Source organism: Pseudomonas sp. MF6776 (genome assembly GCF_016613125.1).
GTDB classification, from domain to species: Bacteria; Pseudomonadota; Gammaproteobacteria; order Pseudomonadales; family Pseudomonadaceae; genus Aquipseudomonas; species Aquipseudomonas iridis.
This window is the reverse complement of record NZ_JAENSQ010000004.1, coordinates 66,569-91,200: the sequence shown is the minus strand read 5'-3', so window position 1 is coordinate 91,200 and position 24,632 is coordinate 66,569. Positions and strand designations below refer to the sequence as shown.

Here is a 24,632-nt window from a genome sequence, read left to right as displayed (position 1 = left end):
TCGCCGACAGGGATGTCCAGCAATATTTCACGCCTTTTGCTGGCGTGCCTCATCCCTGTCCTGAGTATCTGCGATGCTGCAAAAATCCCTGAGAGCGCAAATTCTCGCCCTGCTGAGCGGCAGCCTGCTGGCGGTCTTGTTGATCGCGCTGGCGTGTTTCCATTTCCTCTCGAATGGCGTGCAAAGCTACAGCCAATTGATTGCCGGCCCGTTGCACACTTCGCAATTGATCGATGAAGCCAACCTGCAATTCAAGGTGCAGGTACAGGAATGGAAAAACGTCCTGCTGCGTGGCAAGCAGCCGGCGGATCTGGCCAAGTATTGGAGCCAGTTTGAAGATCGCCAACGCGATGTGCAGAGAATCCTCGGCGAACTGGCCAGCCAGAAAGGCATTGAGCCAAGCCTGAAAACCCGCATCGAACGCTTGCAGGAAGAGCATCGTCAGTTGGCAGGCGCCTACCAGAAGGGCCGTGATGCCTATGTCGCCGCGGGTGGCGATTCTGCTGTCGGCGACGCCGCTGTCAAAGGTGTCGATCGCGCTGCCAGCGATCAGATGAGCGAGCTGGTCGCCGAATTGCGCAAGCAGGGCACCGAGCAGTCGGCGCTGATCAGTGCTGATGCCGATCGCACCGTATGGCTGGGGCTGTTGGTGATGCTCGCTTCGGGTCTGTTGATCGGGCTGTTGAGCCTGTGGCTGGTCAACCGTAACCTGGTCGAACCGATCCGCAAACTCATCGACTACGTCACCCAACTGAGCCGCGGCAAACTGGCCGAGCGTGTGGTCAGCGACCGTCAGGATGAGCTGGGTAACCTCGCCGCCGCAGCCAATACCCTGCGCGACTTCCTCGCTGATACGTTCACCCGTTTGCAGCGCAGCGCCAGTGATCTGGACAGCGCCAGCGGCGAATTGAACGCCATCGCCACGACCATGGCCGGCGGCACCAACGAGCAGTTCAACCGCACCGACCAGGTGGCCACGGCGATGAACGAAATGTCCGCCACCGCCCAGGAAGTCGCGCGTCACGCCGCCGATGCCGCGCGAGCCGCCGACGATGCCGACCAGTCCGCCCAGCAGGGTGAAAAGGTCATGCAAAGCACCATTCACTCCATCACGCTGATGCGCAGCGAAATCGCCACCACCGCCACGGTCATTCGTCGTCTCGAAACCGACAGTGGCCGCATCGGTAAAGTGCTGGAAGTGATTCGCGGCATCGCCGAACAGACCAATCTGCTGGCGCTCAACGCTGCGATTGAAGCGGCGCGTGCCGGTGAGGCCGGACGCGGTTTTGCGGTGGTCGCTGACGAAGTGCGCAACCTGGCGCAGCGCACGGCGGAGTCGATCATCGAGATCAACCAGATCATTCAGAGTGTGCAGACTGGCGCGATAGACGCGGCGCAAGCCATCGATAGCGGCCAGACCCGCAGCGACGAAAGCGTTGAGCAAGTGACGCAGGCAGGCGCCATGCTGGAACGCATCACCCACGCGGTGGAAGCGATTCGCGACATGAACCGTCAGATCGCCACGGCCGCCGAAGAGCAGACTTCGGTCGCCGAGGACATCTCGCGCAACCTGACCGAAATCACCTCGATTGCCAGCACCAACCTGGACAACGTGCAGCGCACCGAAAGCGCCAGCCAGAATCTGCACGGCCTGTCCGGGCAACTCAACGAAGTCACCGCCCGCCTGAGCGCGTGACGCCATTTCCCCTCACCCTGGCCCTCTCCCGGGGGGAGGGGGGACGATCTTTCTTGCGACACATCATCCAGGCCAGACCCCAGACGTAAAAAAGCCGCACGATCTTTCAATCGTGCGGCTTTGGTTAAACGGTGTATCAAGTGTCTTGCTTGTTGCTCAACACTTTGCCGGTGGTGGCGTCGAAGTCGACATCGAACTCTCTGCCATCAGCCATTTTCAATTCAACTTCATACACGTAACCGTTGAAGTGGTTGTCCAGGTCAGTGTCAGTGATGGTTGCACCCGGATGCAGTTTCAATGCCTCGGCGTTCATCGACTCCAGCGACTTGATCTTGCCGGACTTGACCAACTCAGGGATCTCATCAACGCGAACATCAGCCTGAGCGATACCAGCGGTGAGGGTCAGGGCAGCAGCGGTAAACAGGGCAGTCAAAGTTTTCATCGGTTCGTTCCTTGGGTAAATCGTTTAAGTGGGCTCAGGTTAACCACCGCAACTTAACTCACCCTTAAAACCCCGCATCGTTCGCAGATTGCTCTTGTGGGAGCGAGCCTGCTCGCGATGCGGATACCTCGTTAACTGATCAGAACCCGTTGTTCTTCAACACCTGATCAACACTACCGGCCGCCGGGCGTTTGTAGAACTTCAACAGTTCACTGGCGCGGTTGGTGAAGATGCCGTCGACGCCTGCGGCCATGACTTTGTCGAAGTCCACCGGTTCATCGACCGTGTAGACATGCACCAGCATTCCTTGGTCGTGGGTGTACTGGTTCATCCACGGTTGCACCAGATCCGAATAGCTCTGGTCGCCCCCTTGGGTGAGCTTCGCCGAAGGGCCTGTGCCGATAGCGCCCTGAGCCTTGGCGTAATCAACCCATTTTTTAAATTCAGCTTCGGATTTCGGCTCCTGCTTGCCGTAGAAAGCGTTTTTGTCTTTCTCACCGGACTCGGCAAACGTCACCTTGGATTTCGGCTCGATGCTGCCTTCGCCGACCCACAGCAGCAGAATCTTCGGCACTTGCGGCATTTCCTTTTGCAGCAGTTCGAGGCTGTTTTTCTCGAAGGTCTGCAGAATCACCTTGCCTTTGCCCTGACCGACACCCAGCGCACTTTTCGCCAGTTTCGAGCCGGCCGGGCTGAGCCAGCCGCGATCCTGCAGTTTCTCCTTCAGGTCTTTTTCGAGGCCGGGGAACAACTGCGGCTCTTTGGTCTCGATGTACAGGCCCGGTTTGTGCTGCGGATTGGCTTGGGCGATGTCGATGACTTCATCGAGAGTGAGGATCTTCAGCCCGGCGTAGGACGGGCGCGCGCGGTCCGGGTATTTGGTGTTGTACCAGGTGCCGGCATCGAGGGTTTTCAGCTCGGCCATGGTGAAGGCGTTGGCCGGGCTGTCCTTGCGATCCGGGAATTTGCTGGCGACGTCGGTGGTGCGCTGCAGATTATCGTCGTGCAGCACGAACAACACGCCGTCCTTACTGCGTTGCAGGTCCATTTCCAGATAGTCGGCACCGAGGTCACGGGCTAGTTTATAGGCGGCAGCGGTGGATTCCGGTGCATCGAAGGACGCGCCACGGTGAGCGATTACCGCCGGGTGCGGGATGCCGTGAGCTCCAGCCACGGCGTTCGGATCGCTGTGCGTGGCGGCATGCGCCTGACTGAGGCCGAGCAACAGGCTCAGCATGAGGGCGCTTTTGGTGAAAGTGGCGGGCATGGTCGAGGTCCTTTCGCAGGGCATTTTAAAAGACGTACCTTTTAACAACTGAATCGATTGCATGCTATCGCCAGACCGACATAAACCTATTAAAAGCGATATTTCCTGCACTTTTGTGGTGCTGTTTGCAGTACGCTTGCCCTCGGCAGACGTCCCGGCAGAGGGCGCGCCGTTCAGTTGTCCTGCGTGTAAACCATCGATCAACATTTCGTGAGGTTTACCATGCGCATCACCTCCCAACTCATCTGCCAGGCGGCCGACGACCTCAAAGGCTTCGTTGGCCTCAACCGCAAGACCGGCCAGTACATTGTGCGTTTCAGCGAAGACTCATTCGGCATGGACGTGGCGGATGACGGCATTATCCCGACCAGCGAATTCGTCTGGGCCCCGATTTCGCCCACGACCATGACGTTGAAGCGTGAGCTGATTCAGCTGCTGCTGGATCAGAATATCGATGGCCGGATCAACATCACTGAGCCGTTGCGGGTGTATATGAGCAAACGTGAAGTGCCGGAGATTGAAGCGGTGCGGAGTTTGGTGCGGGGCTGAGGTTTTTGCTGTGGCTTTCAGGGCCCCATCGCTGGCAAGCCAGCTCCCACAGGTACGGCGTGATCTTCAGAGCGACACCTAACTTGTGGGAGCTGGCTTGCCAGCGATGGGGCCTGTGAGTACATCGCAATACTCACTGGCCAAATCGATATTCTCGCTCCACCCGACACCCCCGCGTATGAAACGCCGAATACCAGATCGACCGCCCACGTTGCTGAATAAATTCCGCACATCGTGGCCATTATGCGCTGGCCGGCCACATTGGACGATGAACCAGGGCAGGCCTTGCGTTTGCCCTGATCAGCGCTGTAGGTTCTGGCACACGTGAGCGTGCAATTCGCTGGTCAGGCCTTCGATGCGCTCCGTGAGGTTTTTCGTCATTTCGGTAAGGCGGGTGTTTTGTTCAAGCAACGCCAGCAATTGCGCGGAGTTCTTCGCCGCCTCAGCCTGACGTTCGGTATTGGCCTGTGCCAGCGCTTCACGGTGCTGCGCATCGGCGTCGGCCTGCGCTTTGTCGCGTGCGGCCTGACGGGTTTGTGCGAGCAGGATCAGTGGCGCGGCGTAGGCCGCCTGCAGGCTGAAGGCCAGGTTCAGCAGGATGAACGGGTAGACGTCGAATTGAGTCACGCCCCATACGTTGAGGCCGATCCACACCGCAACAATCAAGGTTTGCGCGCCAAGGAACAGCGGCGTGCCGAAGAACCGCGCAAAGGCTTCGGCGCGCAGGGCGAAGGCGTCGTTGCCGAAAGTCGTGTTCAGGTGGGCGTGGGGGCGGTGGAAGCGCAGGTGATCAATGGGGGCGGGGGATGTTTCCGTTTTTTCGTTATTCATGGTGTGCTCGGCAGGACTTCGGACGTGCCGTCACTATAGCTCTGCGTTGTGGCGGCCGGCCTCTTCGCGGGCAAGTCCGCACAGGTTCAGCAGTCGTACACAGCATGTGTGATTGACTCATTCCCTGTGGGAGCGGGCTTGCCCGCGAAGGTCGCGACTCGGTCTATCGCTCCTGCACGACCCTCAATTGGGCGCCCGCTCATTGGCAAACATGCTCACCGCCTGCACCGCTTCACTGGCGCCATCACGAATCTGCAAGATCACCGTACCCGCCTGATCCGCCAGTTCCACGCCCTGGGCCGCGCGATCGCGGGTGCCGTCCATGCTCTTGATCGCCTGGCGGGTTTCGCTCTGGATCAAACCGATCATGTTGGAAATTTCCGCTGTGGAGCCGCTGGTACGCGCCGCCAGTTGCCGCACTTCATCGGCCACCACCGCAAAACCACGGCCCTGTTCACCGGCGCGCGCCGCTTCGATGGCAGCGTTGAGCGCCAGCAAATTGGTCTGGTCGGCAATCCCGCGAATGGTGTTGACGATGGCCGTGATCTGCTCCGAGCGTTCACCCAGGTGGGCGATCAACGTCGAAGACGCGGCAATGTCTTCAGCAATTTCGCGCATTTCGCTGGCCGCTTGTTGAATGACCTGAGTGCCTTGTTCGGCGACTTTCCGCGTCTCGACCGAGATGTGATAGGCGGCGCTGGCACTGCGTGCGTCTTGCTCGTGCTGTTCGACCCTAGCGGTGACGTCCGAGGCGAATTTCACCACTTTGCACAAACGGCCGGAGGCGTCGTAAACCGGGTTGTAATTGGCCTCCAGCCAAACGGTCTGGCCGCGCTTGTCGATGCGTTCGAACTGGCCCTGAAAGAACTCCCCCTGATTCAACCGTCGCCAGAAATCCTGATACGCGCTGCTGTTGACCAATTCTGCGGTGCAGAACAAACGGTGATGTTTGCCCTTGAGCTCGGCGAGTGTGTAACCCATGCGCGTCAGAAAATTCTGGTTGGCCGTAATAATGCTGCCGTCGAGGTTGAATTCAATCACCGCCATCGCCCGGTCGATCGCCTGCAACTTGGCGTTGGCCTCGCTTTCCTGCTGCACCTTGGCCGTGACGTCCATCGCGTACTTGACCACTTTCACCACGTGTCCGGCGGCATCCTTGATCGGGTTGTAACTGGCTTCGAGCCAGACCGATTCGCCTTTGCTATTGATGCGTTCGAACGTGCCGGACTGAAATTCACCTCTTTTCAGGCGTGACCACAACTCGCTGTACTGAGCACTGCGGCCAAACTCAGGCGTGCAGAACAGACGATGGGGTTGGCCGATCGCTTGTTCGGCGCGGTAACCCATGGTTTTGAGGAAGTTGTCGTTGGCGCTCAACACCACTGCGTCGAGATCGAATTCGATCACCGCCATGGAGCGGTTGATTGCATCGAGCAGGCCGTTCTGTTGAGTGAGGGTCTGTTGAAGGTCGTCGAGGGCTGATTTGTGGCGATTGAAAAACATGGCGCATACCTGGAAGTAGGGGAAGACGGGGTTTTGTCCCTGTTTCCGCGGGGCAGACCAAGCTGAGGGTTATTGGCATTGGCTGCAAAGTGCCAGCATCCAGGCTGACCAATGAATCTTATACAGACTTATAGGTTCTGTACAAGAAACTGCTGCTTCGAAATTGTACGAACGTGCTCAGATGCCAAGCAGACTGGCGTCATTTGAGGCCGGATCGCTCATCGCCACGCCGATGGTGTTGCGGCCGGCATGCTTGGCTGTGTACAGCGCCTTGTCGGCGGCATCCAGCCAGACAATCGCATCGCAATACGAAGGCTGAAACTGCGCCAGACCGATACTGAGGCTGACCCGCAGTTGTGGCACATCGGGATGGCGATACTGATCCAGCGCCTGGCGTAGTTGCTCCATCAGTGCTTCAGCCTTGTACAACGGCAGGTTCGGCAGAATCACGCAGAACTCATCGCCGCCGTAGCGTCCGGCCGGTTCATTTTCGACCAGCAGACGTTTCAACTCGCGACTCAACTGTTGCAGCACGGCATCGCCGACGATATGCCCGTAGCTGTCATTGATGACCTTGAAATGATCAATGTCGATCAGCGCCACAATGGCTTGGCTGTTGTGCTGGTGACATTGTTGAAACTTCAGGTGCAGCACATCTTTCCAGGCCCCGTGATTGAGCAATCCGGTCAGGCTGTCAGTGCGGCTCAGGGCGCTGAGCGCGCGTTTGTGTTGGGCCAGTTTGATCGCCAGTTGGTAACAGACCATGCCCAGTGCCAGCGGATAAAGGGTCAGCATCGGCAAGCAGGCCAAGACCTGGATTTGCGTCATGATCGGGTTGAATTTGAAGCCCAGCAGCATTGCGCCGAGCAGCACGCCGGCCACTTGGGCGAGAGCGCCGAAGACGAACAGGCGACGGCCACCGGCCGCGACATTGTTCATGGTCATCATCGACAAGACGGTCACGGTGGCCAGCGGATTGAACTGGAAACACGCGACCCAGAAGCCGCCACACAGCGAGTCGTACAACAGGTTGCGGCGTTCGGCCTGATAGGGAAATGCCGAGTGGGTCGACATTTGATAGGCCACGTGCGGCCAGATAAATCCGTTGAACACCAACAGCGCCCATAGCCAGGTCGGCGTGCTCAGCGGATACAGCGCCGCGGCGACGCTGAAAAAACCGACACCCAGCCCAATGGCGCGTGGCAGGTAAATACGTCTGGAGAATGACAAGCCTTTGCCGCGTTGGTTTTCCATGATGTCCTGCGCCAGATCGCCCTGAAATACTTTGCAGTATTTTTATCGAATTGACCGTTCGTCGGTCATTGGCGGACATTGTCATTTATTCCAGCGGAAATAATCAGTGTCCTTTCGAGCCATTTGATTTGGGGTATGCGCAGGGGAGGGTCGATCTAGAGCTGATAGTGCGCCAGAAACATCTCCAGAGCCGATTCGGCCACGGTGTTCTGCATGGCCTCATCGAGCGGTGGCCGCCCCATGGAAATCTGTGGCCAAAAGCCGAACGACTTCAGCAGACCCTGCAACTGTTGCGCGGCAAAATCCGCATCAACGGCTTTCAACCGGCCATCTGCCTGGGCGGCACGAATCCATACCGTCAGGCCTTCTTCCCGCTCTCCCATGCGGGCCACCATGTTCTGCGCGCGTTCCGGGGAGTGAATGGTCGCGGCAATTGCCACGCGAGCCAGGCTCAGAAAATTGTCATCAGCCAACAATTGCAGTTTGGCCAACAACATCTGCCGCAACTGATCCCGCAGCGGCTGATCGGCTCGGTAAATGACCGACTGCTCGGCGCTGATCCGCGCCCACAACTGGTTGAGAATTTCGGCGAAAAGCTCTTCTTTGCTGGGGAAATGGTTGTACACCGTGCGCTTCGACACACCGGCAGTCGCCGCGATTTTGTCCATGCTGGTGATCTCGAAACCGTTGGCACGGAATTCAGCAATCGCCGCTTGGATGATGGCTTCGCGTTTGCGGTCGGTGAGGCGCTGTGGAGCTGTCATAAGTACGCTTCGGCAGGAAAAGGGTGAAGTTACACTTGGCAGTTTACTTGTCATCTCGTTTGATGCAACCTAGAAACTACACCGTCGAGTGTAATGTTGCGTTAATCCTCGCAACCTAAAAACAGACCGTTCGGCTAATGCGTGCGTGCTTTGGCCATTTATCGTCCCACCGAGGAAAACCGTGAATCGCGCGGGTTTTCTGGAGTCAATCAGTCATGGCCAATCCAGTTTCCGTTCCGGATAAAACATCCACGCCTGAAGCCTCTCGACAGGATCAGGGGCTGTTCCGCAATCATGCGCCGGTGCAACGCGAAGGTGTGCGCAAAATGCTGCGGATCATGTGGAACATGATTTTCCACAAACCGAGCAACACCCGACCTGCCGCGGCAATCCCGGTGCAACCCCTGACCCGTGAAGATCTGCTGGCAGCGCCAAACCACAGCGTCTTTCGCCTAGGTCACTCGACCCTATTGCTGAAGATGCAGGACAAATTCTGGATCACCGACCCGGTCTTCGCCGAACGCGCCTCGCCCGTGCAATGGGCCGGCCCGAAGCGTTTCCATCAACCACCGATCAGCCTCGACCAGTTGCCACCGATCGAGGCCGTGATCCTTTCGCACAACCACTACGACCACCTCGATTACGAGGCGGTGCTCAGGCTGGCGGTCAAAACCAATCTGTTCCTGACCCCGCTGGGCGTCGGCGACACGCTCATCAAGTGGGGCATCGACGCGAACAAGGTGCGCCAGTTCGACTGGTGGCAAGGTACTGAAATCGCCGGTGTCCGCTTCATCGCCACTCCGTCGCAGCACTTTTCCGGTCGTGGCCTGTTCGACGGCAACAGCACCTTGTGGGCGTCATGGGTGATGATCGACGGCGATACACGAATCTTCTTCAGCGGCGACAGCGGCTATTTCGACGGCTTCAAACGCATCGGCGAACAGTTCGGCCCGTTCGACCTGACATTGATGGAAACCGGCGCCTATAACGTCGAATGGCCCCACGTGCACATGCAACCCGAACAAACCCTGCAAGCCCACATCGACCTAAAGGGCCGCTGGCTGTTCCCGATCCACAACGGCACTTTCGATCTGGCGATGCATGCGTGGCATGAACCGTTCGACCGGATACTGGCGCTGGCCTGGGAGCGCAGCATTTCGATCACGACGCCGCAAATGGGGGAGGCGTTCAACATCAGTCAACCGCAGCGCGGCAATGCCTGGTGGTTGGGGATTGAAGGGGAGAGTGAGGGAGTTGTGCAAAACGCCTGATCCCCTTCAGTCGGTGCTGATGTTGATTTTCGTGGTGACGAGGAATCTATCTCGTCGCCACAAACCCTCACTCAGCCATCGCATATTCCCCATGCCCTGCTGATTCCGAAGCCATCGCGTTCAAACTCGCACTACGGCCCGGCGCAAACCCGGGAAAGAACACCAGCCCCCGCGACTCAAACCGGTAGGCCAATGCCAGGCGTGCCGCATCCGCCACTTCTTGCTGCGCTTCAAACCGTTGAATGTCGTCTACCGAAACTTCAGCCTCCCGCGATAGCTGTTCCACGCTCCAGCCCAGCATTACTCTGGCCTGCACGCAGTGCGTCGGGGTGAACTGGAAAAGGGCAATGCGTTCAAGGATGTGGTTCATCGCAAGAGAGGCCATGGTGTGCTCCGGGCTCAAGAGTGCTGATTGAAAATGTACTGTGTTTTTGTACAGTTGTTTTCGGTCGGGATCAAACGGATTTTTTGATTTTGCCTAATTTGCCGCCTCCAACCAGACGGACGGTGGCTGACCAAGGATGCGCCTGAACATCGTCGAAAACGCTGCGGGGCTTTCGTAGCCGAAGTCCAGGGCGATCCGAGTCACCGTTTCACCCGCCGCCAACCGTGCCAGTGCGAGCACCACGCAGGCTCTTTGCCGCCATTCGCTGAAGCTCATTCCGGTCTGCTGGCGAAACACTCTGTTGAAGGTGCGTAAGCTTATGTGTAACTGCTCGGCCCAATGTTGTGGCGACTGATGGGCGTTGGGCTGATGCAGAAAGTTCTGACACAGCGCGAGTAGTTTTCCGTCGTTCGGCAACGGAATGTGCAGGGGCAAAGGAGCACTGCGTGTAACTTCGTGCAGCAACAAATCGATCAGCAAACCGTCTCGCCCACTCGGGTCGTAGGCCTGCGGAACCTCCACCGCTTCCATGAGCAGATGGCGCATTAACGGTGACACGTCGATAACCTGACAGCGTTCGCCCAAATCAACCGCTCCCGGTTCGATGTACAAACTTCGGGTACTCACCCCAAGCATCAACACCTCATGCGCCACCCCCGGCGGAATCCACACCGCCCGTTGCGGCGGCACCACCCAGTTGCCGTCATGGGTGCTGACCTGCATCACTCCCGTCGCGCCGTAGAGCAATTGCGCTCGACGATGCGTATGAAATGGCAGTAGATGGCCGTGGGAATAATCCGTACCGATCGCCACCACCGGGCGCGGTGTGTCATCCAGCAAATTGATTGAAACATTGCGCATCGAACGGCACCCAGCGGTTGGCGTAAACACAAACATTATTGGCTGATTTGCTGAAGCAGGCCAAACCATGTCGCTCTATCGTCGACCGCTCCCCATCACCGGAAGACGCGTCATGTTCTACCTCCTGCTTACCCTCTTTGGCTGCCTGACCGGCATCACCGCCGTGCTCTTCGGCTTTGGTGGCGGCTTCGTCGTTGTACCGCTGCTGTACCGCATGCTCACCGCCAGTCACGGGGCCGACGACCCCATCGGCCAATCAGCGATGCACATTGCCGTCGCCACTTCGACCTGTGTGATGATCGTCAACGCTCTGATAGCCACCGACAAACACCGCCGCGTCGGCAATCTCATTCGGGATTACCTTTGGCCGTTGGGCGGGTTCATCGGATTGGGCGCGATCCTCGGCGCGATCGCCGCCGTTTGGGTCAGCGGCGAAGTCATCCGCTATGCGTTCATCGCCTACCTTGGCGTGACCATCGTTGATTGCCTGCTGCGACGCGGATTTCTCACACACGCTAAAGACGTAGTCCCACGCCGATTGGGCAGGATGGAAACGTCCGGCGGCGGTGTAGGCATTGGCGCCATCGCGACGTTTCTTGGCGTAGGAGGAAGCGTCATGACCGTGCCTCTCCTGCGCCGCAGCGGGTTAAGCATGTCCCAGGCGACGTCCATGGCCAATCCGCTGAGCGTGCCGGTGGCAGTGGCCGGGACCCTGACGTACATGGCGCTGGCCGGTTTCAGCGAGACAGATCTCGGGCCGTGTTTCATCGGATATGTGGATCTGCTGGCGTTTGCGCTGTTGACGGTGGGGTCGTTACTGGGGATTCGATTGGCGACGCGATGGATCGGGCGGATACCGGATCGGGTGCATGCGTGGGTTTATGTTGGATTGTTGATAGTCGTGATGCTGGGGATGCTGCTCAAGTAGAGCCTCGATTCCTGCGCGCATCCTCTGCATACTTCGCAGCCTCATTCATTCAGGGATCGACTCATGCTCAAGGGACTGCTGCGCCTGGCGCCATACGCCGCGGCGCTGTTCACACTGATTTCCACCGCCCATGCTGAAGATGGCCGACGCGTGTTCACCGGTATGTTGGGCAAGACGGCGATTGTGGTGGAGCTCAATACCACGCAGCCGGATGAGGTCACCGGCCGCTACTTCTATGAGAAGTATCACCGCGACCTGGCCCTCAGTGGCTCGCTGCAGGACAGTACGCTGAGTCTCGTCGAAGGCAATAACCGCTACGGTGACGACAAGCCATTGCCAACCTTGAAACTGCAAGAAACCACCGAAGGGTGGCAGGGCGAATGGCAAAATCCTCAGGGCAAGAGGCTTCCGGTAAAACTCACTGAGGCCAAACTTCCTGCGCCGAACTCAACAACTTTGCCGTTCATTGCCGCGCTGCCGAATGGCGAACCGTACGAGTACTTGCGCTTACAAGGGCTCAAACTCAAACCAGCGAAGAAAGAAAACTTCATGGGCTACGAACTGCAATGGTGGACGGAGCCTGAGACGAAGATTTCGCTGTTCAGCGTGGAATCCGGATTGTCGAAAGATGATCAACAACGAGTGAACCAGCAGTTGCTCGGACGCCTCTGGAATGAAGTCATCAGCTACCACAGCTGTCAGCTGCAAGGCGGAGAGCACGTTGAGTTCATGCAGCAGGCCGAACCTAAAATGATCTCGCCAGCCGTGGTCAGCTTGAACATATCCACCAGCTATTACTGCGGCGGCGCGCATCCGGATTTCGGTGATTCCCCGCTCAACATCGACGTTAAAACCGGCCACCCGTTGTCGCTCGAAGATGTGCTGTGGGTCGGTGAGGGCAAGCCACTTCTGCATGCCGAGCGCGACAGCCTGGGTGACAAACCTCTGAGCAAGGCCGAAAGTGACGCGCGTTATCAGTATGAAAGCAAAGAGCTGGTGCCATGGATCATCAAGCAACTCACCGCCCTGTACCCAACAGAAATGAAGAAGCCGACACAAGAAGACGACTGCGACTTCACGGATGAAAGCATCTGGGGTTCTTCGCCGTGGTTCTTCACCGAGAAGGGCTTATACCTGGGCGCCTACTTCGCTCGCGTACAACGCTCTTGCGATAGACCAGACTGGTCGATCCTGCCGTACTCCGTCGTCAAACAACACCCCGGTGCCGTCAAACTGCAACTGCCCCAAGGCTAACCGTCACTCCAGCCCCGGCGCTTCACGAATAATGAAGTGATCTAGGTTCTCGATATTGGCATTGAAGACCTCGAAAGGCTTTTCGGGGTTCTTCTTGCCCGGCACCTGCTTCAACTCCGGCGTCACACCATAGAAGAAACAGAACAACGCCTTGTCGCTATCAGCGGCGTGCTTGATCTCTTCCAGAAACGCCTTGCGCTTGCGGTAGTTGTCGATCAGCTTCTTGTTCAGATAAACACTGACCGCATACGGCTTCTTCTTACTGTCCTCCGGCTTCTTGAACCAGACCTTGTCTTCGAAATCGATCCGGAAACTGGCGCCGCTGTGAAAGTCTTCAATCTTCTTGATCCGCCCCCAGTAAATCAGCCCCTTGTTGTCCGTCAGATATTCAATCTTCTTGAAGAACGAACTGTACGGCGCCGAATGCTCACCGACCTTCAACGGCATCCGCTTGAGCAACTCCTTGTCCGCGAAGTTCGAAACAAAGCACTCCACCGGATGCGCGAAAACACTGGTCTTGTCCGGCGCCGACTCGCGACTTGCGGACTCTTTACCACTGTCCGCCGTCACTCGTACCGGATCATCGCGCAACACATCCGCAGCTCCCGCTGGCGCGACGGGCTTGCGCACATACTCACGCCGAGTCAGCAGCAACTCTGATGGGAAGTGTTCCTCACGACCCTCATCCGCCTCGCCATCTGCCGTCTCAACCCCCGACGCCGACGCCTTCAAACTCACATAAGGACAACCCACCACATGCTGCGTCGTGGGCAGATTCTTGAAGTGCGGCGTGCGCACGTAATTCACATTCTTGGCGTTGAACGTGCCCAACTCGTTGGAGGCCTCGAACGCAGAGCGACAGGCATCGTTGGGGCACTGGAAATGTTCTTTTGCGGAATCGAACGCCACCGTCTCGTCGAAATTGAGATCGCGAACGTCATAGATCGACAACTTGTCGTCGAGGCTGAGGCAGTAGGCGAGATCGAATTTCATGGTGGGGCTCGGATCCTTGAGTGGGGGAGGGTATTAATAGCGGGAGGTGGGGCGGGTTACCAGTAATGGATCTCGCCACCCAGCACCAACAGAACAGCCATAAAACCGAGATTGCCAAACAGGAAGGGCAGAATCGTAATGACGATTTGAATCACAACCGCGATTTTAAATCCAACGGACAAGCCATAACGCTTCCAATAGATGACATGCAACACCATCGTCAAAGCGTTGGCCACCCAGACGGCACCGATGGCCATGATTTCGTTTTTTTGGGCGATGCGCAGGGCCATCATCAGCAGGCCGAAAAAGATGATGAGGAATGAGACGACCAAGAGTCGGGAAGGGGTATTTTTGATTGAATTGTCTAAATGCTGCATGTGGTGTGTGCCCTTGAATTGGAGATGGTCGGATCTCCTGTGTCCTTCCTTATAGTTCCTTTGTAATCTTGGAATTATCGCTACCAGCGATGGCTCCATTCTCCCAACCTAAGGTGTATTGCTAGCAATGTTGAAGGCTGGGAAAATAGCGATCAGACTCGATCGCTATTTGAAAGCTCAATTAGTGGGGGGGTTAGGATTGTTGGAACTGTTTTTTAACTTGGCCGACTCGTACGTCAGTGCACGGGGATATAAAACGCCAAATACCACGGAAGCGATTTTGCTCGCTAGAAGGGGGGGGACCGCGTTTCCGACTTGGTGAAACTGTTTAGTCCTATTGCCTTGAAAGAAATAGTTATCAGGAAATGTCTGAAGTCGCGCTGCTTCCCTCACCGTAAGGCTTCGGCACTGTTTCGGATCGTAATGAATGAAGTAGTGGCCATCCTTAGATATATGGCTTGTTACTGTAGTTGCCGGTTGATTCTCCAATTGCACTCTGAAGCGATCGTTGAATTTGCCCGATTCCCAATTTTTATGGGCTGGAGCCAGGCCCGGAAGATTGAACTGCTGATGGCCTTTGGGGGAAACTTTATAAGCGCGCGCATAAACACTTGCGAACATGTATCTCTTCAAGTCCGAAGGCATGTGCCCACGAGCATCGTGGTTCAACCAATAGTCCAACTTTTCGTCACGATACCAGTGATCTAGCTTGTTTATACCTGTCTTGCCGTCATTTTTTCGACGTGGCACCCGGAGTGCGCCGACGTCATATAAAGAAGAAATTGTACTGTCTCGTGTAATTTTTAGTTCAGTTGCAAGCTTTGGGTCTGTAATGGAATCTACTTGACTCCTGAGTTCGTCCAGCTGATCTATAATGACTTTATACCAAGCCTCACTATTGTCTTGTTGTTTGGTAAGTCGGCTTCGAAGTTTTGGAAGATCATTGATTACGTGCTTGGTGGTGATTTGTTCTTCGAACGAAATACGTCCGTGATCAGGAATGCAACCCTGTTCGTCCAGCGCGATGCCGAGAAGAATCACTCGATGTCGTGCCTGAGGAATTCCATGCTCTTCAGCTTTAATAATGAATCCCCGAGGATCCACTTTTTCAATATCATCACCTGGATGGAAGGCCTGCCCAGTTACCAAAGAGCATATGCAGTATTTTTTTCCTGGAGATGCGTCGCCCAATGCTTTGTGCGGATCGGTGAGGTCTTGGAGAATCTGAGTAAAAATACCTTCTCCACCAACTTTGGAGGATAGGATCCCTTTAACGTTTTCCATTACGAAAACAGTAGGCTGTCGTTCTTTGATGATCCTGAGATATTCTTTGTACAGAAAATGACGATGATCATCCTCAGCGTTATAGTTCGCTTTGCCTTGGTTGCGAGATCGGCCAACGAGTGAGTATGCCTGGCACGGCGGACCACCGATAAGTACCCAAGGTCGGTTTACATCAAGTTTCTCTTCTAGTATTTGATCCAGCTCTAGATCACCTAGCTTTGACCCCAGAGTGATGCAGCGAGCTTCTGCTTCAGCTTCGAGCCATTGAGGCTCACTGGCGGCAGAAAATGGGCTCGGGCTGCGGCCATTGCAAAAATCATAATAGTCAGATAAATGATCTGGGTTTTTCAGCTTTAAAAGTCGGTAGAACGCTCTGAGTCTAAGAGTCTCACGGGCTACAGGATCCATCTCGGCAGAAACCACGATCTCAAACCGTTGTCCATTACCAGAGGATGCAAAGCCTTCGCCTAGGCCGCCAGGACCAGCGAAAAGGTCAACTATCTGGATAGGCTTCGAAGGCTCAGAGTCGCATTCGAAAGCGGGGTCTCGCTCTAACAGTAAATTCATTTGGGGTTCTGTCATGGACATCGTCAGTAAAGAAGTCAGGTCTCGCATGATGGCTACAATCCGTGGTAGCAACACATCTCCTGAGATGAAGGTCCGCAAGCTACTGCACAGGCATGGCTTTCGGTTTCGACTACATCCTAAGGAGCTCCCGGGTCGGCCAGATGTGGTGCTTCCACGTTATGGGCTTTGTATTTTTGTTCAAGGTTGCTTCTGGCACAGACATCCTGGATGTAGATATGCCACCACTCCCAAGACCCGAGAAGAGTTCTGGCGGGCAAAATTTGACCAGAACGTGAAGCGCGACCTTAGGAACAAATTCGAGCTTCTTCAGCGTGGCTGGCGGGTTTTCGAACTCTGGGAGTGTGGTATCCGAAGGCCCGAAGCAGAAATTAACTGGATTCCGGACGCGGTACGGGATTGTAATCAAAAAGACGTCTCATGGCCCACCTTTCCTGGCTAGAATGATCGATGAGCCAGATCTATCCAGCATTTAATTTCTCCTCATAGGGAGTGGAGGCGTCTGGGAGGAATATCCAGGTTTTCGCCTTTCCTTTAATTTAATCTCGTCGCAAATTTCAGTTTCTTATATAGCGGCTATGGGGATGTTTTTTAGAGTCAGTCGATTGCAAAACGTACAGTTCTTCGCTCTTCCTCTAGTAATCCGATGTTTTCTATTCGCTCAAGCAGATATCTTAATGCGTTCCGCTCGTTGGACGTCAGGCCAAACTCTGACTGTAGCAGTGAATGCAGCGCCGCATTAGATTTAGGAGAGAGTAAATTCCAACGTTTTGCCTCTTCTAATACTCTCGTCGCTGCTGCAATCAGCGTTGTGGCAGGTATGTCGTCGAGCTTAGATTTTTTTGAATTTATTATTTCAGTAATCTTTGATTCTTTGTTTGGCTTTATAGATGTTGTTGTGGGCGTTTCGAAAATCGTGTCAAAAAAAGTTGCTAGCTCATCGCCTGAAAGCTCATCCAGACATCTGATTTCATTCCTCACGCGAATTTTGAGCATCGCCTGCCGAGTCAGGCTTTCCATTGGCCCCTTGCCGTGATGTAAAGATGCTCGAACCCACGCTTCAGCTATTCCGAGAGCCAACATAGGATTAGCGCTCAAGCTAGGTCGCTCAGTGATCTGCACAAATGCGTCCTCGGTAAGTTTCTCAAGCAATGCCCACCGGTCGAGACTTGTCCGGCCTCTATCAAAAATTTTCCCACGCATCCAGAGTCTTTGAAACGTGTTGCGCACGCCGCCGAAATACCTTTCAGGCGAATCACCGAATCTCCAATTCACAATGTCTGGAGCCACAACAATTGCTATAAATGCCCATACATCATCTCTGAGGGCCTCCCCGCTTGCTAGAACTTGGTGATCCGCTAACCAAGCAGCGGTTTGCGCGTCAAAATTTGATAATCCAGTCCTCGTGGTCTTTTCGCCATATCCATTGTTTTTGGCGATGTGAAGAATGCCCGCGCGAATTTCTTCAAGTACATTTGAGGATATTGGGCTGCCACCAGTCGAAGTAAATCTCACAGCTTCCGGAAGCTCGCACGCATTAAATCCAGACCAGTGGTCGGGACCGTTGTGTAAATACTTATCCAACAAACGTTCTGCTGTTGGTGCAGGAAGCCTAGGTAACAAAATAATCAACTATTTATCTCCAAGATCTGCGAGTGCTACGAATGAAGCTCGAAATATGCCCGGTCTATTGTCGAATACGGATCTTATAAAGTTTTGGTCTTTGCCAGGCCACGCCTTTTTCAGCCATGACGATGCTTGCGCTGCCAAAGATCCGGGTTCGGGCGTGTTAAATAGGTCTTCCACTTCTGGATCTGTTATCAAACGCTCGCAGACCTGTCCCATCACATCGGCCATTAGCATTTGAATCATCATGGGATCTTCATCTTGAATCCTTTCGATAAAATCCGTGTTTGTCGAATTCAAGTAAAGCCGCATAGCCCCATGAAAATCGCGAGACCAATCACGCGGAGACCAGTGTAGGTACCAAGGGGCTGATGAAGAAAGCATGTCTCCAAGCAATACTTGCATATCTCCGATTTCAATTGGAAAACGGGGCTCCTCCCCTTCAAGTCTTATCCTAATGCGATCTGACCAGAGTAAATCTCCTGTACGTGAGGGAGAGAGAGTAGGAGGAGCAGATATCGGCGCAGCCAAGGCTATCCGTGTGCTGATATCGAGAACTGTTGAAAGTGCCTCGCCTGTTATTTCCAGATCAAATTCAACGAACCAAGCCTCTGCATTTAAAGTGAGATTTATACGGTTCAATATAAGTCGTGGTAGCCGACCTTGACCCGTACCAATACTAACTGTCGCAAAAAAAAAGAGGTCTCTCGGGTCAAGATTCAAATCTGCTGCGGCGATAGAAGGATCGATTGCTATCCGACGTCGCAGACGAATAAAGGACGCGGGATCCCAGTTCTGTAAATAATCTCCAGCTGGAACCCACACAGCTTCGTTGAGAGAAATTGACCACGAAGAAGCGATCACTGCTGATTCGGAAAGGGTCAAGAAAGGAAATGCGATACGGCTCACCGGCTACTCTCCGTCAGTACAGATGCATCGGCGACTACTGCACAATCGGATGGAATCTGCACCCGAATTTCGTACACTCCATCTGCGCCGCTAATAGTAAGTTCGTCCCCTTCTGCAAACTGGAGGCCGTCGGAGGAGCGAATTGACAATACTTTAGCGGAAGGCAGTGTAACATCCGACTCGATCGATCGACCTCCATCGACCGCGACAGCTGCAGTTATAGCTAGAACGCTTCCAGTACGGTTGAAGTTTTGACGGACTTCAGTTAAGAAAACTGCCACTACTCCATCTTCTGTAGCTTCTAATCGAAAGAAATTCGGAGCGCTAGCTCGAGCGCGGGAGGGCGTTACACTCCCTCTAGGCATACTGCTTCGTTTTTTTCCAGCACCGTCCCCGCTAACTCCTTCGAGTGCAGATCCCATACGCCCTGCTAGTTTAGCTAGTGGAGGACCCGACTGAGGGCGTGGTGTTCCTCCAGGCGAACCCAACCCCATATCTGATGCATGAGCGCGGAGGTCTCGAAGAGCAACGTTTACGAGTGTCTTTGGCATACCTTTCGGCAGATTTTCAGGGATCCAATCGTCATGAGCGGGTGGCTCTGACTCAGCAAACGCTAACTCAACATCCTTGTCATCGCTAGTGACGAAAACTCCAGCCCATTCAAGTCGTTCATCAGGCAAGGCTGTCCCCAAAAGATATTTAACAACAAGCCCCACGGGGCGCATGAGTGCAATATGCTGGGACGTTGCCGGGAATAAACTACCTTCTGCTACAAATGGTCGCCTAGATGATCTCAAACCCTTTTCAATGGCGAGCGTTCCAACCTTTATGTGAGATTTGGTTGCTGTGAGTGAGCGCACGTCATTACCTTTGCCAGAGCGCGCAGCACGCATTGCTTTTGAAAAAAGATCTAAAGGAGGAAAGTCTTCAGGTGCTGGAATGTTGATTTCTACTCCATCCAGCTCAACGCGTAGATCAAACTTATGTGAAGCTGGCGTGTCGCGCATCATCCTAGGCCAGAAGTTCCATAAGATGGCTTCAATAACTTTGTTGCCTATAGTTTTGAGGTCTTCGCCATCCGTCATGAAGTCTAGGATCATGATTGAAGTGCCAGTTTGATCATGGGCTCTGTCTGGCAATCCCAAGCCTGAGGCGAGAGCTTGAGCGTCCGTACCAGTCAGTGGATCCACTATTCCGTCCTCGGGATCCGGTAAACCCCACCAATGGCGCCCAGTGAAGCGTTGTGACATGGCCTTGTCCGAGACCTGGAAAGAAGAACCCACATGACAACCAATAATTCGGCGCCCCTCCAATCCGGCCGAATGTGGAAGTGTGTCTACGATGATGGTGCTGCAACAACTTGCACGATAGAGCGCTATTTTACCGAAGCCGTAAGTGCCGCCACCTTGCACCGTGTTTCTCGCTGCACCTATATTTCGCAGAAAATTTATAAACTGAGTGTCTTTAGTCCCTAATGGAATTCGGTCTGAACGGGTTGGACCACCAAGCCCTATGGTACGAAAATCGCAAATTTCCATCACGACAAGTTCTTTTTGTGAAAGCGAATTTCGAAGAGTTATACGTGACTGCTCAGACTCTGGTAGAGATGTCAAAACTTTTGATTTAAGTATTAATCGCTGACTTTCTGTAAGTCGACGAATTCTTATTTCAATCTTTGGGCCAATCCCAAGTTTTGCAGCGTCTGCGATATTTTGTAAGGCCTCACGAATTAATGTCTGGAGTGGGTCGAGTGTGGGTGCGCCAAGAAGTCGAAGGATATTATCGCCGATGTTTCCCGTTGAACCAAAAGGTTCCGAGAAAAGCTGCATAGGTTTTATAAACATCCACTGAGCTCCTTCTCGATCAGTCTATAAATCTCGTCCGTACGTAGGAAGTTCGAGGCGTAAGTTAGATCAACGGAATAGCTAATAGAGGAAATGCCTGCGTGTGCGACTCCGGCGGAGAGCATTGATGAGGTTAGCCGTGGAAAATCTTCTATGACTTCATAGAAAGATTCAGATTGTATTCGGAAAGAATCTCGATTCCAGCGAGGTTTATCGAAGTCCTCGCATCCAATTGCTTCGAGTAGACTTCGAAGCTTGGCAGGCTGATCTGCTTTCCTCAAAGCGCTTGCAGCTAAGTCGTGTATGCTGAGGCTTCCACCAAATACAGGCTCAAGTGTCAAATGCAAAAGATGCAGGCTCCCATCGGCAGGAAGTTCCAGCTGGTCGAGGCCGTTAATTTCAATAGTCCGATTTCCTGTCTTAATTGTCGACTTGACTTCTAGGGAGTTACTATTCCTACGAAAGTCATGCCTATCACCAGTTGGACCTCTCCATGCCCTCCATCCGGAAGCAGAAAGGTCCAGTAGTCGATTAAGTATTAGTAACTCTCCTACTAAGCCAACAACTACATTTGCGGAAACATCTTTTTTATCTGATTGCATCAGAAGGGTACGGAAGTCTTCGATAGTGGACTCGATCGCAGCAATGCAGCTAACGCCTGTGTCAACTCTGGCAAGCATTTCATCAACAAACTCAGCGAAAACCGTCTCTAGCTCTCTTGAAAGACAGACTAAATCAATGAATTTTACTGACTGCCCACTATGTTTAAAATAAGATACAGTTAGCGAAATAGCACCTTCTGCACCTAGGCGCGAAACCGTTTCGCGTTCGCTTAATGGAAGAAGAACTCGGGGTTCTTCATTCGAGCCCAACGCTAAACGTACCCTACCTGCTGGAGTAATGACATCGGTGGGGATAGTTCGAATTTCAAAATCATTGCCGATGTCGCTACCACTACGTAGCACTGCCCACATCTTTTTAGCGTTCATATGCAACTACTCACTTAACGCCAGCAGCTTCAACTTGGGAAGCTTCCTCTATAGCGATAGCCTCGATGTCTTCCGCAGAAAGTGCCTTCAACTCGACTGAAACGTAGCTACCGCTCTCGGTAACAGAACCTGGGAAAATGATTCCGTAAGCCAATACATCTTGGGCCGCGTTCAAAGTTCTGCGAGCTGTTCCTGACCTTGCTGGGTCGGATACTTTATCGATAACGTACAGTAGTAGAAGAGGCACTTCACCTACAGTTTCGCGCCTGAGTTCCTTCAGTTCATCCCAGCCGTGATCTCCTGCCGCAATCTCCGAGCAATCAGAAAGGATATCTTGTTTCGACATTAAGGCCTTGATATCGGCATCACCAGCACCGTCAAGTCTTGAGCGCTTAACCATAGTGATGTGCCCAGCACTGCCAAGCGTATCATCTGATAGTTGACCCGCCGTCGGCTCTATCAGAGCTATATTCCATTTGGTAAGTCTAATATCATTGCCACCAATGAACGGCAGAAGAATCTGGCGACTGAGATCAGCATGAGTAATGTGCGTTTCATATGTTTCTAAAAAACGTTGGATCGAAGATTTCGGAACATTTCGCCATACTCGCTTGTTTGCATCAGCGCTTTCATCTCGAAGCTGAAGTGCGTCGGCTCGACTGATTAGCTCGGCAGCAGCTCCCCAGTTTTTTCGAAGCTGTGTAGTGTTCGTATGTTCGAAGCGGAACGTCTGCCGGTGGGTTCCCCAATAGCTCACGGCACATCGACGAGCTGCTCGCATCTTCGTGGCTGCTGTGATAGCCATCCCGGGAATCGAGCGAATGCGAACGGCTATCTGCATCGGTGTCAATTCGCAGAGTCTGTATTGTTTAATATCGTCGCGTATTTCTTCTTCGATAGAGGCAAGTTCACGAAATCGTAGTTTCAGCGATTCTGGCATCCATATTCGAGGGAGATCTTCATAGCCGGGTCTGAAACCGAACCATCTACCCATCTGTAGAAGAGTATCGTACTGGTCCGCAGTACGTAGAAAAAAGCTGACCACCAGTCCTTCAAGAGTCAGCCCTCGGGCGAGAATGGATCCCCCCACAACGATGTATGTCTTTGGTGTTTTGGTGTAATCAATTCTGTCTTCACTTCCACCGTTCTCTATCGGAAATTCTAACGCTTCGAGTACTTTTGGCATGAGTTCAAAGATATGCTCAATGCTAACTGGAGTAGCATTAGTAATGTCGGCGGGTAGTCGACCTTTTTCTTCGATCCAAAGTTGCTCAAGTTGCTGTCCAATCGTACTGCTCTGGTCTAAGAGTCCTGCACGATTTATATCGATCCAGCCTTCTATTAAAGCTGATACACGTTCATGAGCTGTAACATAGGCTGAAGTGTGAACGAGCATTGTCATGTGCTTGGACGAATGGCCCCGAAATTGCCTTGCCGCGCAACATGCGAGAAAATAAAGGATAGATTTTTTGAGACTATCGGTCATTAGAGGGTGGAAATCATCCCTTTCTCGCATACTGCGGGGCTGGAGTAGTGCTATTTCTTCAGCCGGAATTTCCCGAATCATATCTAGGCCTTCTTCCTCGGGAAGCACATTTCCGGGGTCTGCGGGAGGCCTGCCGAACAGCCTTTCGGTTCCGAAGTATGATTTAGGTAAAGGAAGCGCGGTAATGAAATCTCGTGGATAGAGATCATCTAGCTGTTGACCATCTTGTCTATAAGGGTCGATGAGTACATTCGCGAATGGGGTCGCTGTGTAGCCCACATAAGTCACCGCAGGTAGGAGGGAGAGGATTTCTCGAATCCGTTCATTAATAACTGTGGTTTCTAACTCGCTACGTGCTGCGTTAACGCTAGCCTGATCACACTCGTCGTCAATGACGAGAATCCTTAGTTTACCGAGAACGGCTGGCATCGTTCTTTCTATAGCAAGTTTTAGTTGTCCAAGTGGCGAGACATTTTTTTTAATTACAGCCAGTTGTGCTTTGTCCGTGTGTGACAAGAAGCCACCCTGTGCCGGCGCCCGGAAATCTTTGTCTAGGTCGTTCGGTGTAAGGACCTGCCAATTTAGAGGGTTGCGAGAAACAAGATCATCAAAAAATCTTAACTGAGTTTGATATCTAAGTGTATTTGTCAGGCCTGCGAGCACGATTACGGTGTTGTATCCGGCGTCCAGAGCCTTCGCTATCGTAGCGGTCATGTTCGCAGTTTTTCCGGACTGTACGTATCCCAGAACTAAACCACGGCAAGAGAACTGCTGCTGGTTAGGACTTTCCAGAAGGGATACGACCTCGTTTGAAGCATCATTGATTCCCTCAACGTCATTTTCGTCCCAACCCTTGCTGTTGACGAGATATCCTCGCACTGCAGGCCAGTGGAGATCAGAAGGCTTTGGCCCAAAATACCATTGGGGGCGTTTCTGGATCACGGAATAGCGATGAAGGATTTCGATTTGTTCGAATTGAAGAGCTACCAGCGACTTCGCCTCTTCGATTTCAGCGTGAAGCATCATTGCCAAGCCGGGGCTTAGAGTATCTAGCTCTTGGCGTACGGACTCTACCGCTTCATCTAGGTTGGAAAACCTAGACATTGCCTGCGAAATTCGCTCATGTAACTTGTCAACTTGCGGTCCTGGCATGATGGCTCCATGATGTTGCATCTCAATGTTGTTGCAATGTACATCGCGCTTGCGGGTCGTGCAATTCAGCTATCGTAGACTTTAGATCTATTGATGCTAGAAAATCGTTTCGTTAGGAATATTCACCAAGGTTGGGTGGGGGGAGCCATCAAAGCGTTTTTGTTCAGCTAGGCTCATCGCCACTCCAAATTGCTAAAGATCAACATCGTCTCGTTGAAGGCGTTGTCATTTGCTGACGGTCATCTGACAACTCTATGGGGCGACCTTCACACACACTATGGAGCACTACATTTTGGGGAGTTGATGAGGGCGGAGCGCGTTAATTCTTATGTGAGTGATGTCGTAGCAACAGAAGAAAGGACTTGTCAGAAGGCAGTCCTCT

At 53.5% G+C, this 24,632-nt stretch carries 22 protein-coding genes; 6 read left to right on the top strand and 16 right to left on the bottom strand.

Features of this window, described 5'->3' with window-relative positions; translation table 11 throughout:
• The first annotated feature begins 73 nt into the window (after positions 1-73).
• Positions 74-1,696: a methyl-accepting chemotaxis protein gene (locus JJD74_RS05855; protein WP_200612209.1), complete on the top strand. Its 1,623-nt coding sequence runs from the start codon at positions 74-76 to the stop codon at positions 1,694-1,696.
• A gap of 136 nt (positions 1,697-1,832) precedes the next feature.
• Here JJD74_RS05855 and JJD74_RS05850 read toward each other — a convergent pair whose 3' ends face one another.
• A complete protein-coding gene (locus JJD74_RS05850) occupies positions 1,833-2,138 on the bottom strand; it encodes a PepSY domain-containing protein (protein ID WP_042560568.1) in 306 nt (101 codons plus the stop codon).
• 139 nt (positions 2,139-2,277) lie between these two features.
• The gene (locus tag JJD74_RS05845) at positions 2,278-3,405 is read right to left on the bottom strand and encodes a glycerophosphodiester phosphodiesterase (protein WP_047299575.1); all 1,128 of its coding nucleotides are present in this window, start codon (positions 3,403-3,405) and stop codon (positions 2,278-2,280) included.
• A gap of 222 nt (positions 3,406-3,627) precedes the next feature.
• On the opposite strand from JJD74_RS05845, the gene JJD74_RS05840 reads away from it, so the two are divergent.
• Positions 3,628-3,954: a DUF2025 family protein gene (locus tag JJD74_RS05840; RefSeq protein WP_042560566.1), complete on the top strand. Its 327-nt coding sequence runs from the start codon at positions 3,628-3,630 to the stop codon at positions 3,952-3,954.
• A gap of 300 nt (positions 3,955-4,254) precedes the next feature.
• Here JJD74_RS05840 and JJD74_RS05835 read toward each other — a convergent pair whose 3' ends face one another.
• The 4 genes from JJD74_RS05835 to JJD74_RS05820 all read right to left on the bottom strand — a co-directional run bounded on the left by JJD74_RS05835 (position 4,255) and on the right by JJD74_RS05820 (position 8,306).
• Complete coding sequence (locus JJD74_RS05835) at positions 4,255-4,785, bottom strand: DUF1003 domain-containing protein (RefSeq protein WP_200612206.1); 531 nt, start codon at positions 4,783-4,785, stop codon at positions 4,255-4,257.
• 183 nt (positions 4,786-4,968) lie between these two features.
• The gene (locus JJD74_RS05830) at positions 4,969-6,288 is read right to left on the bottom strand and encodes a methyl-accepting chemotaxis protein (RefSeq protein ID WP_200612204.1); all 1,320 of its coding nucleotides are present in this window, start codon (positions 6,286-6,288) and stop codon (positions 4,969-4,971) included.
• Between the two features lie 177 nt (positions 6,289-6,465).
• Entirely contained in the window at positions 6,466-7,542 is a 1,077-nt protein-coding gene (locus tag JJD74_RS05825; RefSeq protein WP_200612201.1) for a diguanylate cyclase, read from the bottom strand.
• Positions 7,543-7,697: 155 nt separating this feature from the next.
• A complete protein-coding gene (locus tag JJD74_RS05820; protein ID WP_042560562.1) occupies positions 7,698-8,306 on the bottom strand; it encodes a TetR/AcrR family transcriptional regulator in 609 nt (202 codons plus the stop codon).
• Positions 8,307-8,521: 215 nt separating this feature from the next.
• Here JJD74_RS05820 and JJD74_RS05815 point away from each other — a divergent pair, with 215 nt between their 5' ends.
• On the top strand, positions 8,522-9,577 hold the full coding sequence (locus JJD74_RS05815) for an MBL fold metallo-hydrolase (protein WP_115146167.1): 1,056 nt from the start codon (positions 8,522-8,524) through the stop codon (positions 9,575-9,577).
• Between the two features lie 67 nt (positions 9,578-9,644).
• Here the strand turns inward: JJD74_RS05815 and JJD74_RS05810 are convergent, their stop codons facing one another.
• Complete coding sequence (locus JJD74_RS05810; RefSeq protein WP_200612190.1) at positions 9,645-9,962, bottom strand: XRE family transcriptional regulator; 318 nt, start codon at positions 9,960-9,962, stop codon at positions 9,645-9,647.
• Between the two features lie 93 nt (positions 9,963-10,055).
• Positions 10,056-10,823, bottom strand: coding sequence for an AraC family transcriptional regulator (locus tag JJD74_RS05805; RefSeq protein ID WP_115146169.1), 768 nt, complete (start codon positions 10,821-10,823; stop codon positions 10,056-10,058).
• Positions 10,824-10,935: 112 nt separating this feature from the next.
• Here JJD74_RS05805 and JJD74_RS05800 point away from each other — a divergent pair, with 112 nt between their 5' ends.
• Complete coding sequence (locus tag JJD74_RS05800; RefSeq protein ID WP_200612187.1) at positions 10,936-11,751, top strand: sulfite exporter TauE/SafE family protein; 816 nt, start codon at positions 10,936-10,938, stop codon at positions 11,749-11,751.
• Between the two features lie 63 nt (positions 11,752-11,814).
• Positions 11,815-13,005 carry a hypothetical protein gene (locus JJD74_RS05795; protein ID WP_200612184.1) on the top strand — a complete coding sequence of 397 codons (1,191 nt, stop codon included), beginning with the start codon at positions 11,815-11,817 and terminating at the stop codon, positions 13,003-13,005.
• A 3-nt stretch (positions 13,006-13,008) separates the two neighbouring features.
• On the opposite strand, the gene JJD74_RS05790 is transcribed toward JJD74_RS05795, so the two are convergent.
• The 3 genes from JJD74_RS05790 to JJD74_RS05780 all read right to left on the bottom strand — a co-directional run bounded on the left by JJD74_RS05790 (position 13,009) and on the right by JJD74_RS05780 (position 16,274).
• A complete protein-coding gene (locus JJD74_RS05790; RefSeq protein ID WP_200612182.1) occupies positions 13,009-13,998 on the bottom strand; it encodes a hypothetical protein in 990 nt (329 codons plus the stop codon).
• Positions 13,999-14,054: 56 nt separating this feature from the next.
• Positions 14,055-14,375, bottom strand: coding sequence for a hypothetical protein (locus tag JJD74_RS05785; protein WP_200612180.1), 321 nt, complete (start codon positions 14,373-14,375; stop codon positions 14,055-14,057).
• A gap of 177 nt (positions 14,376-14,552) precedes the next feature.
• Positions 14,553-16,274, bottom strand: a complete 1,722-nt coding sequence (locus JJD74_RS05780) for a DNA cytosine methyltransferase (RefSeq protein WP_325166956.1) — start codon at positions 16,272-16,274, stop codon at positions 14,553-14,555.
• Here JJD74_RS05780 and JJD74_RS05775 point away from each other — a divergent pair.
• Positions 16,240-16,686, top strand: a complete 447-nt coding sequence (locus JJD74_RS05775; protein ID WP_200612176.1) for a very short patch repair endonuclease — start codon at positions 16,240-16,242, stop codon at positions 16,684-16,686. The two genes, JJD74_RS05780 and JJD74_RS05775, sit on opposite strands and share 35 nt — an antisense overlap.
• A gap of 155 nt (positions 16,687-16,841) precedes the next feature.
• Here the strand turns inward: JJD74_RS05775 and JJD74_RS05770 are convergent, their stop codons facing one another.
• Genes JJD74_RS05770 through JJD74_RS05750 form a run of 5 tightly spaced genes read right to left on the bottom strand, consistent with a single transcriptional unit; the run spans position 16,842 to position 24,250 of the window.
• A complete protein-coding gene (locus tag JJD74_RS05770; RefSeq protein WP_200612164.1) occupies positions 16,842-17,876 on the bottom strand; it encodes a hypothetical protein in 1,035 nt (344 codons plus the stop codon).
• Entirely contained in the window at positions 17,877-18,779 is a 903-nt protein-coding gene (locus JJD74_RS05765) for a hypothetical protein (protein ID WP_200612161.1), read from the bottom strand.
• Positions 18,776-20,623, bottom strand: coding sequence for a hypothetical protein (locus JJD74_RS05760; protein ID WP_200612158.1), 1,848 nt, complete (start codon positions 20,621-20,623; stop codon positions 18,776-18,778). Before JJD74_RS05760 ends, JJD74_RS05765 begins: the two co-directional genes overlap by 4 nt.
• Positions 20,614-21,612, bottom strand: coding sequence for a PD-(D/E)XK motif protein (locus JJD74_RS05755; protein ID WP_200612155.1), 999 nt, complete (start codon positions 21,610-21,612; stop codon positions 20,614-20,616). The genes JJD74_RS05760 and JJD74_RS05755 overlap by 10 nt, the downstream gene beginning before the upstream one ends.
• Before the next feature lie 10 nt (positions 21,613-21,622).
• Entirely contained in the window at positions 21,623-24,250 is a 2,628-nt protein-coding gene (locus JJD74_RS05750; protein WP_200612152.1) for a Z1 domain-containing protein, read from the bottom strand.
• Between the last annotated feature and the right edge of the window lie 382 nt (positions 24,251-24,632).

What these genes read in the sequence shown, in the direction of transcription:
- JJD74_RS05855 (WP_200612209.1), top strand. Translation starts at nt 74, where the DNA reads ATGCTGCAAAAATCCCTGAGAGCGCAAATTCTCGCCCTGCTGAGCGGC.
- JJD74_RS05850 (WP_042560568.1), bottom strand. Translation starts at nt 2,138, where the DNA reads ATGAAAACTTTGACTGCCCTGTTTACCGCTGCTGCCCTGACCCTCACC.
- JJD74_RS05845 (WP_047299575.1), bottom strand. Translation starts at nt 3,405, where the DNA reads ATGCCCGCCACTTTCACCAAAAGCGCCCTCATGCTGAGCCTGTTGCTC.
- JJD74_RS05840 (WP_042560566.1), top strand. Translation starts at nt 3,628, where the DNA reads ATGCGCATCACCTCCCAACTCATCTGCCAGGCGGCCGACGACCTCAAA.
- JJD74_RS05835 (WP_200612206.1), bottom strand. Translation starts at nt 4,785, where the DNA reads ATGAATAACGAAAAAACGGAAACATCCCCCGCCCCCATTGATCACCTG.
- JJD74_RS05830 (WP_200612204.1), bottom strand. Translation starts at nt 6,288, where the DNA reads ATGTTTTTCAATCGCCACAAATCAGCCCTCGACGACCTTCAACAGACC.
- JJD74_RS05825 (WP_200612201.1), bottom strand. Translation starts at nt 7,542, where the DNA reads ATGGAAAACCAACGCGGCAAAGGCTTGTCATTCTCCAGACGTATTTAC.
- JJD74_RS05820 (WP_042560562.1), bottom strand. Translation starts at nt 8,306, where the DNA reads ATGACAGCTCCACAGCGCCTCACCGACCGCAAACGCGAAGCCATCATC.
- JJD74_RS05815 (WP_115146167.1), top strand. Translation starts at nt 8,522, where the DNA reads ATGGCCAATCCAGTTTCCGTTCCGGATAAAACATCCACGCCTGAAGCC.
- JJD74_RS05810 (WP_200612190.1), bottom strand. Translation starts at nt 9,962, where the DNA reads ATGGCCTCTCTTGCGATGAACCACATCCTTGAACGCATTGCCCTTTTC.
- JJD74_RS05805 (WP_115146169.1), bottom strand. Translation starts at nt 10,823, where the DNA reads ATGCGCAATGTTTCAATCAATTTGCTGGATGACACACCGCGCCCGGTG.
- JJD74_RS05800 (WP_200612187.1), top strand. Translation starts at nt 10,936, where the DNA reads ATGTTCTACCTCCTGCTTACCCTCTTTGGCTGCCTGACCGGCATCACC.
- JJD74_RS05795 (WP_200612184.1), top strand. Translation starts at nt 11,815, where the DNA reads ATGCTCAAGGGACTGCTGCGCCTGGCGCCATACGCCGCGGCGCTGTTC.
- JJD74_RS05790 (WP_200612182.1), bottom strand. Translation starts at nt 13,998, where the DNA reads ATGAAATTCGATCTCGCCTACTGCCTCAGCCTCGACGACAAGTTGTCG.
- JJD74_RS05785 (WP_200612180.1), bottom strand. Translation starts at nt 14,375, where the DNA reads ATGCAGCATTTAGACAATTCAATCAAAAATACCCCTTCCCGACTCTTG.
- JJD74_RS05775 (WP_200612176.1), top strand. Translation starts at nt 16,240, where the DNA reads ATGGACATCGTCAGTAAAGAAGTCAGGTCTCGCATGATGGCTACAATC.
- JJD74_RS05780 (WP_325166956.1), bottom strand. Translation starts at nt 16,274, where the DNA reads ATGCGAGACCTGACTTCTTTACTGACGATGTCCATGACAGAACCCCAA.
- JJD74_RS05760 (WP_200612158.1), bottom strand. Translation starts at nt 20,623, where the DNA reads ATGTTTATAAAACCTATGCAGCTTTTCTCGGAACCTTTTGGTTCAACG.
- JJD74_RS05755 (WP_200612155.1), bottom strand. Translation starts at nt 21,612, where the DNA reads ATGAACGCTAAAAAGATGTGGGCAGTGCTACGTAGTGGTAGCGACATC.
- JJD74_RS05750 (WP_200612152.1), bottom strand. Translation starts at nt 24,250, where the DNA reads ATGCCAGGACCGCAAGTTGACAAGTTACATGAGCGAATTTCGCAGGCA.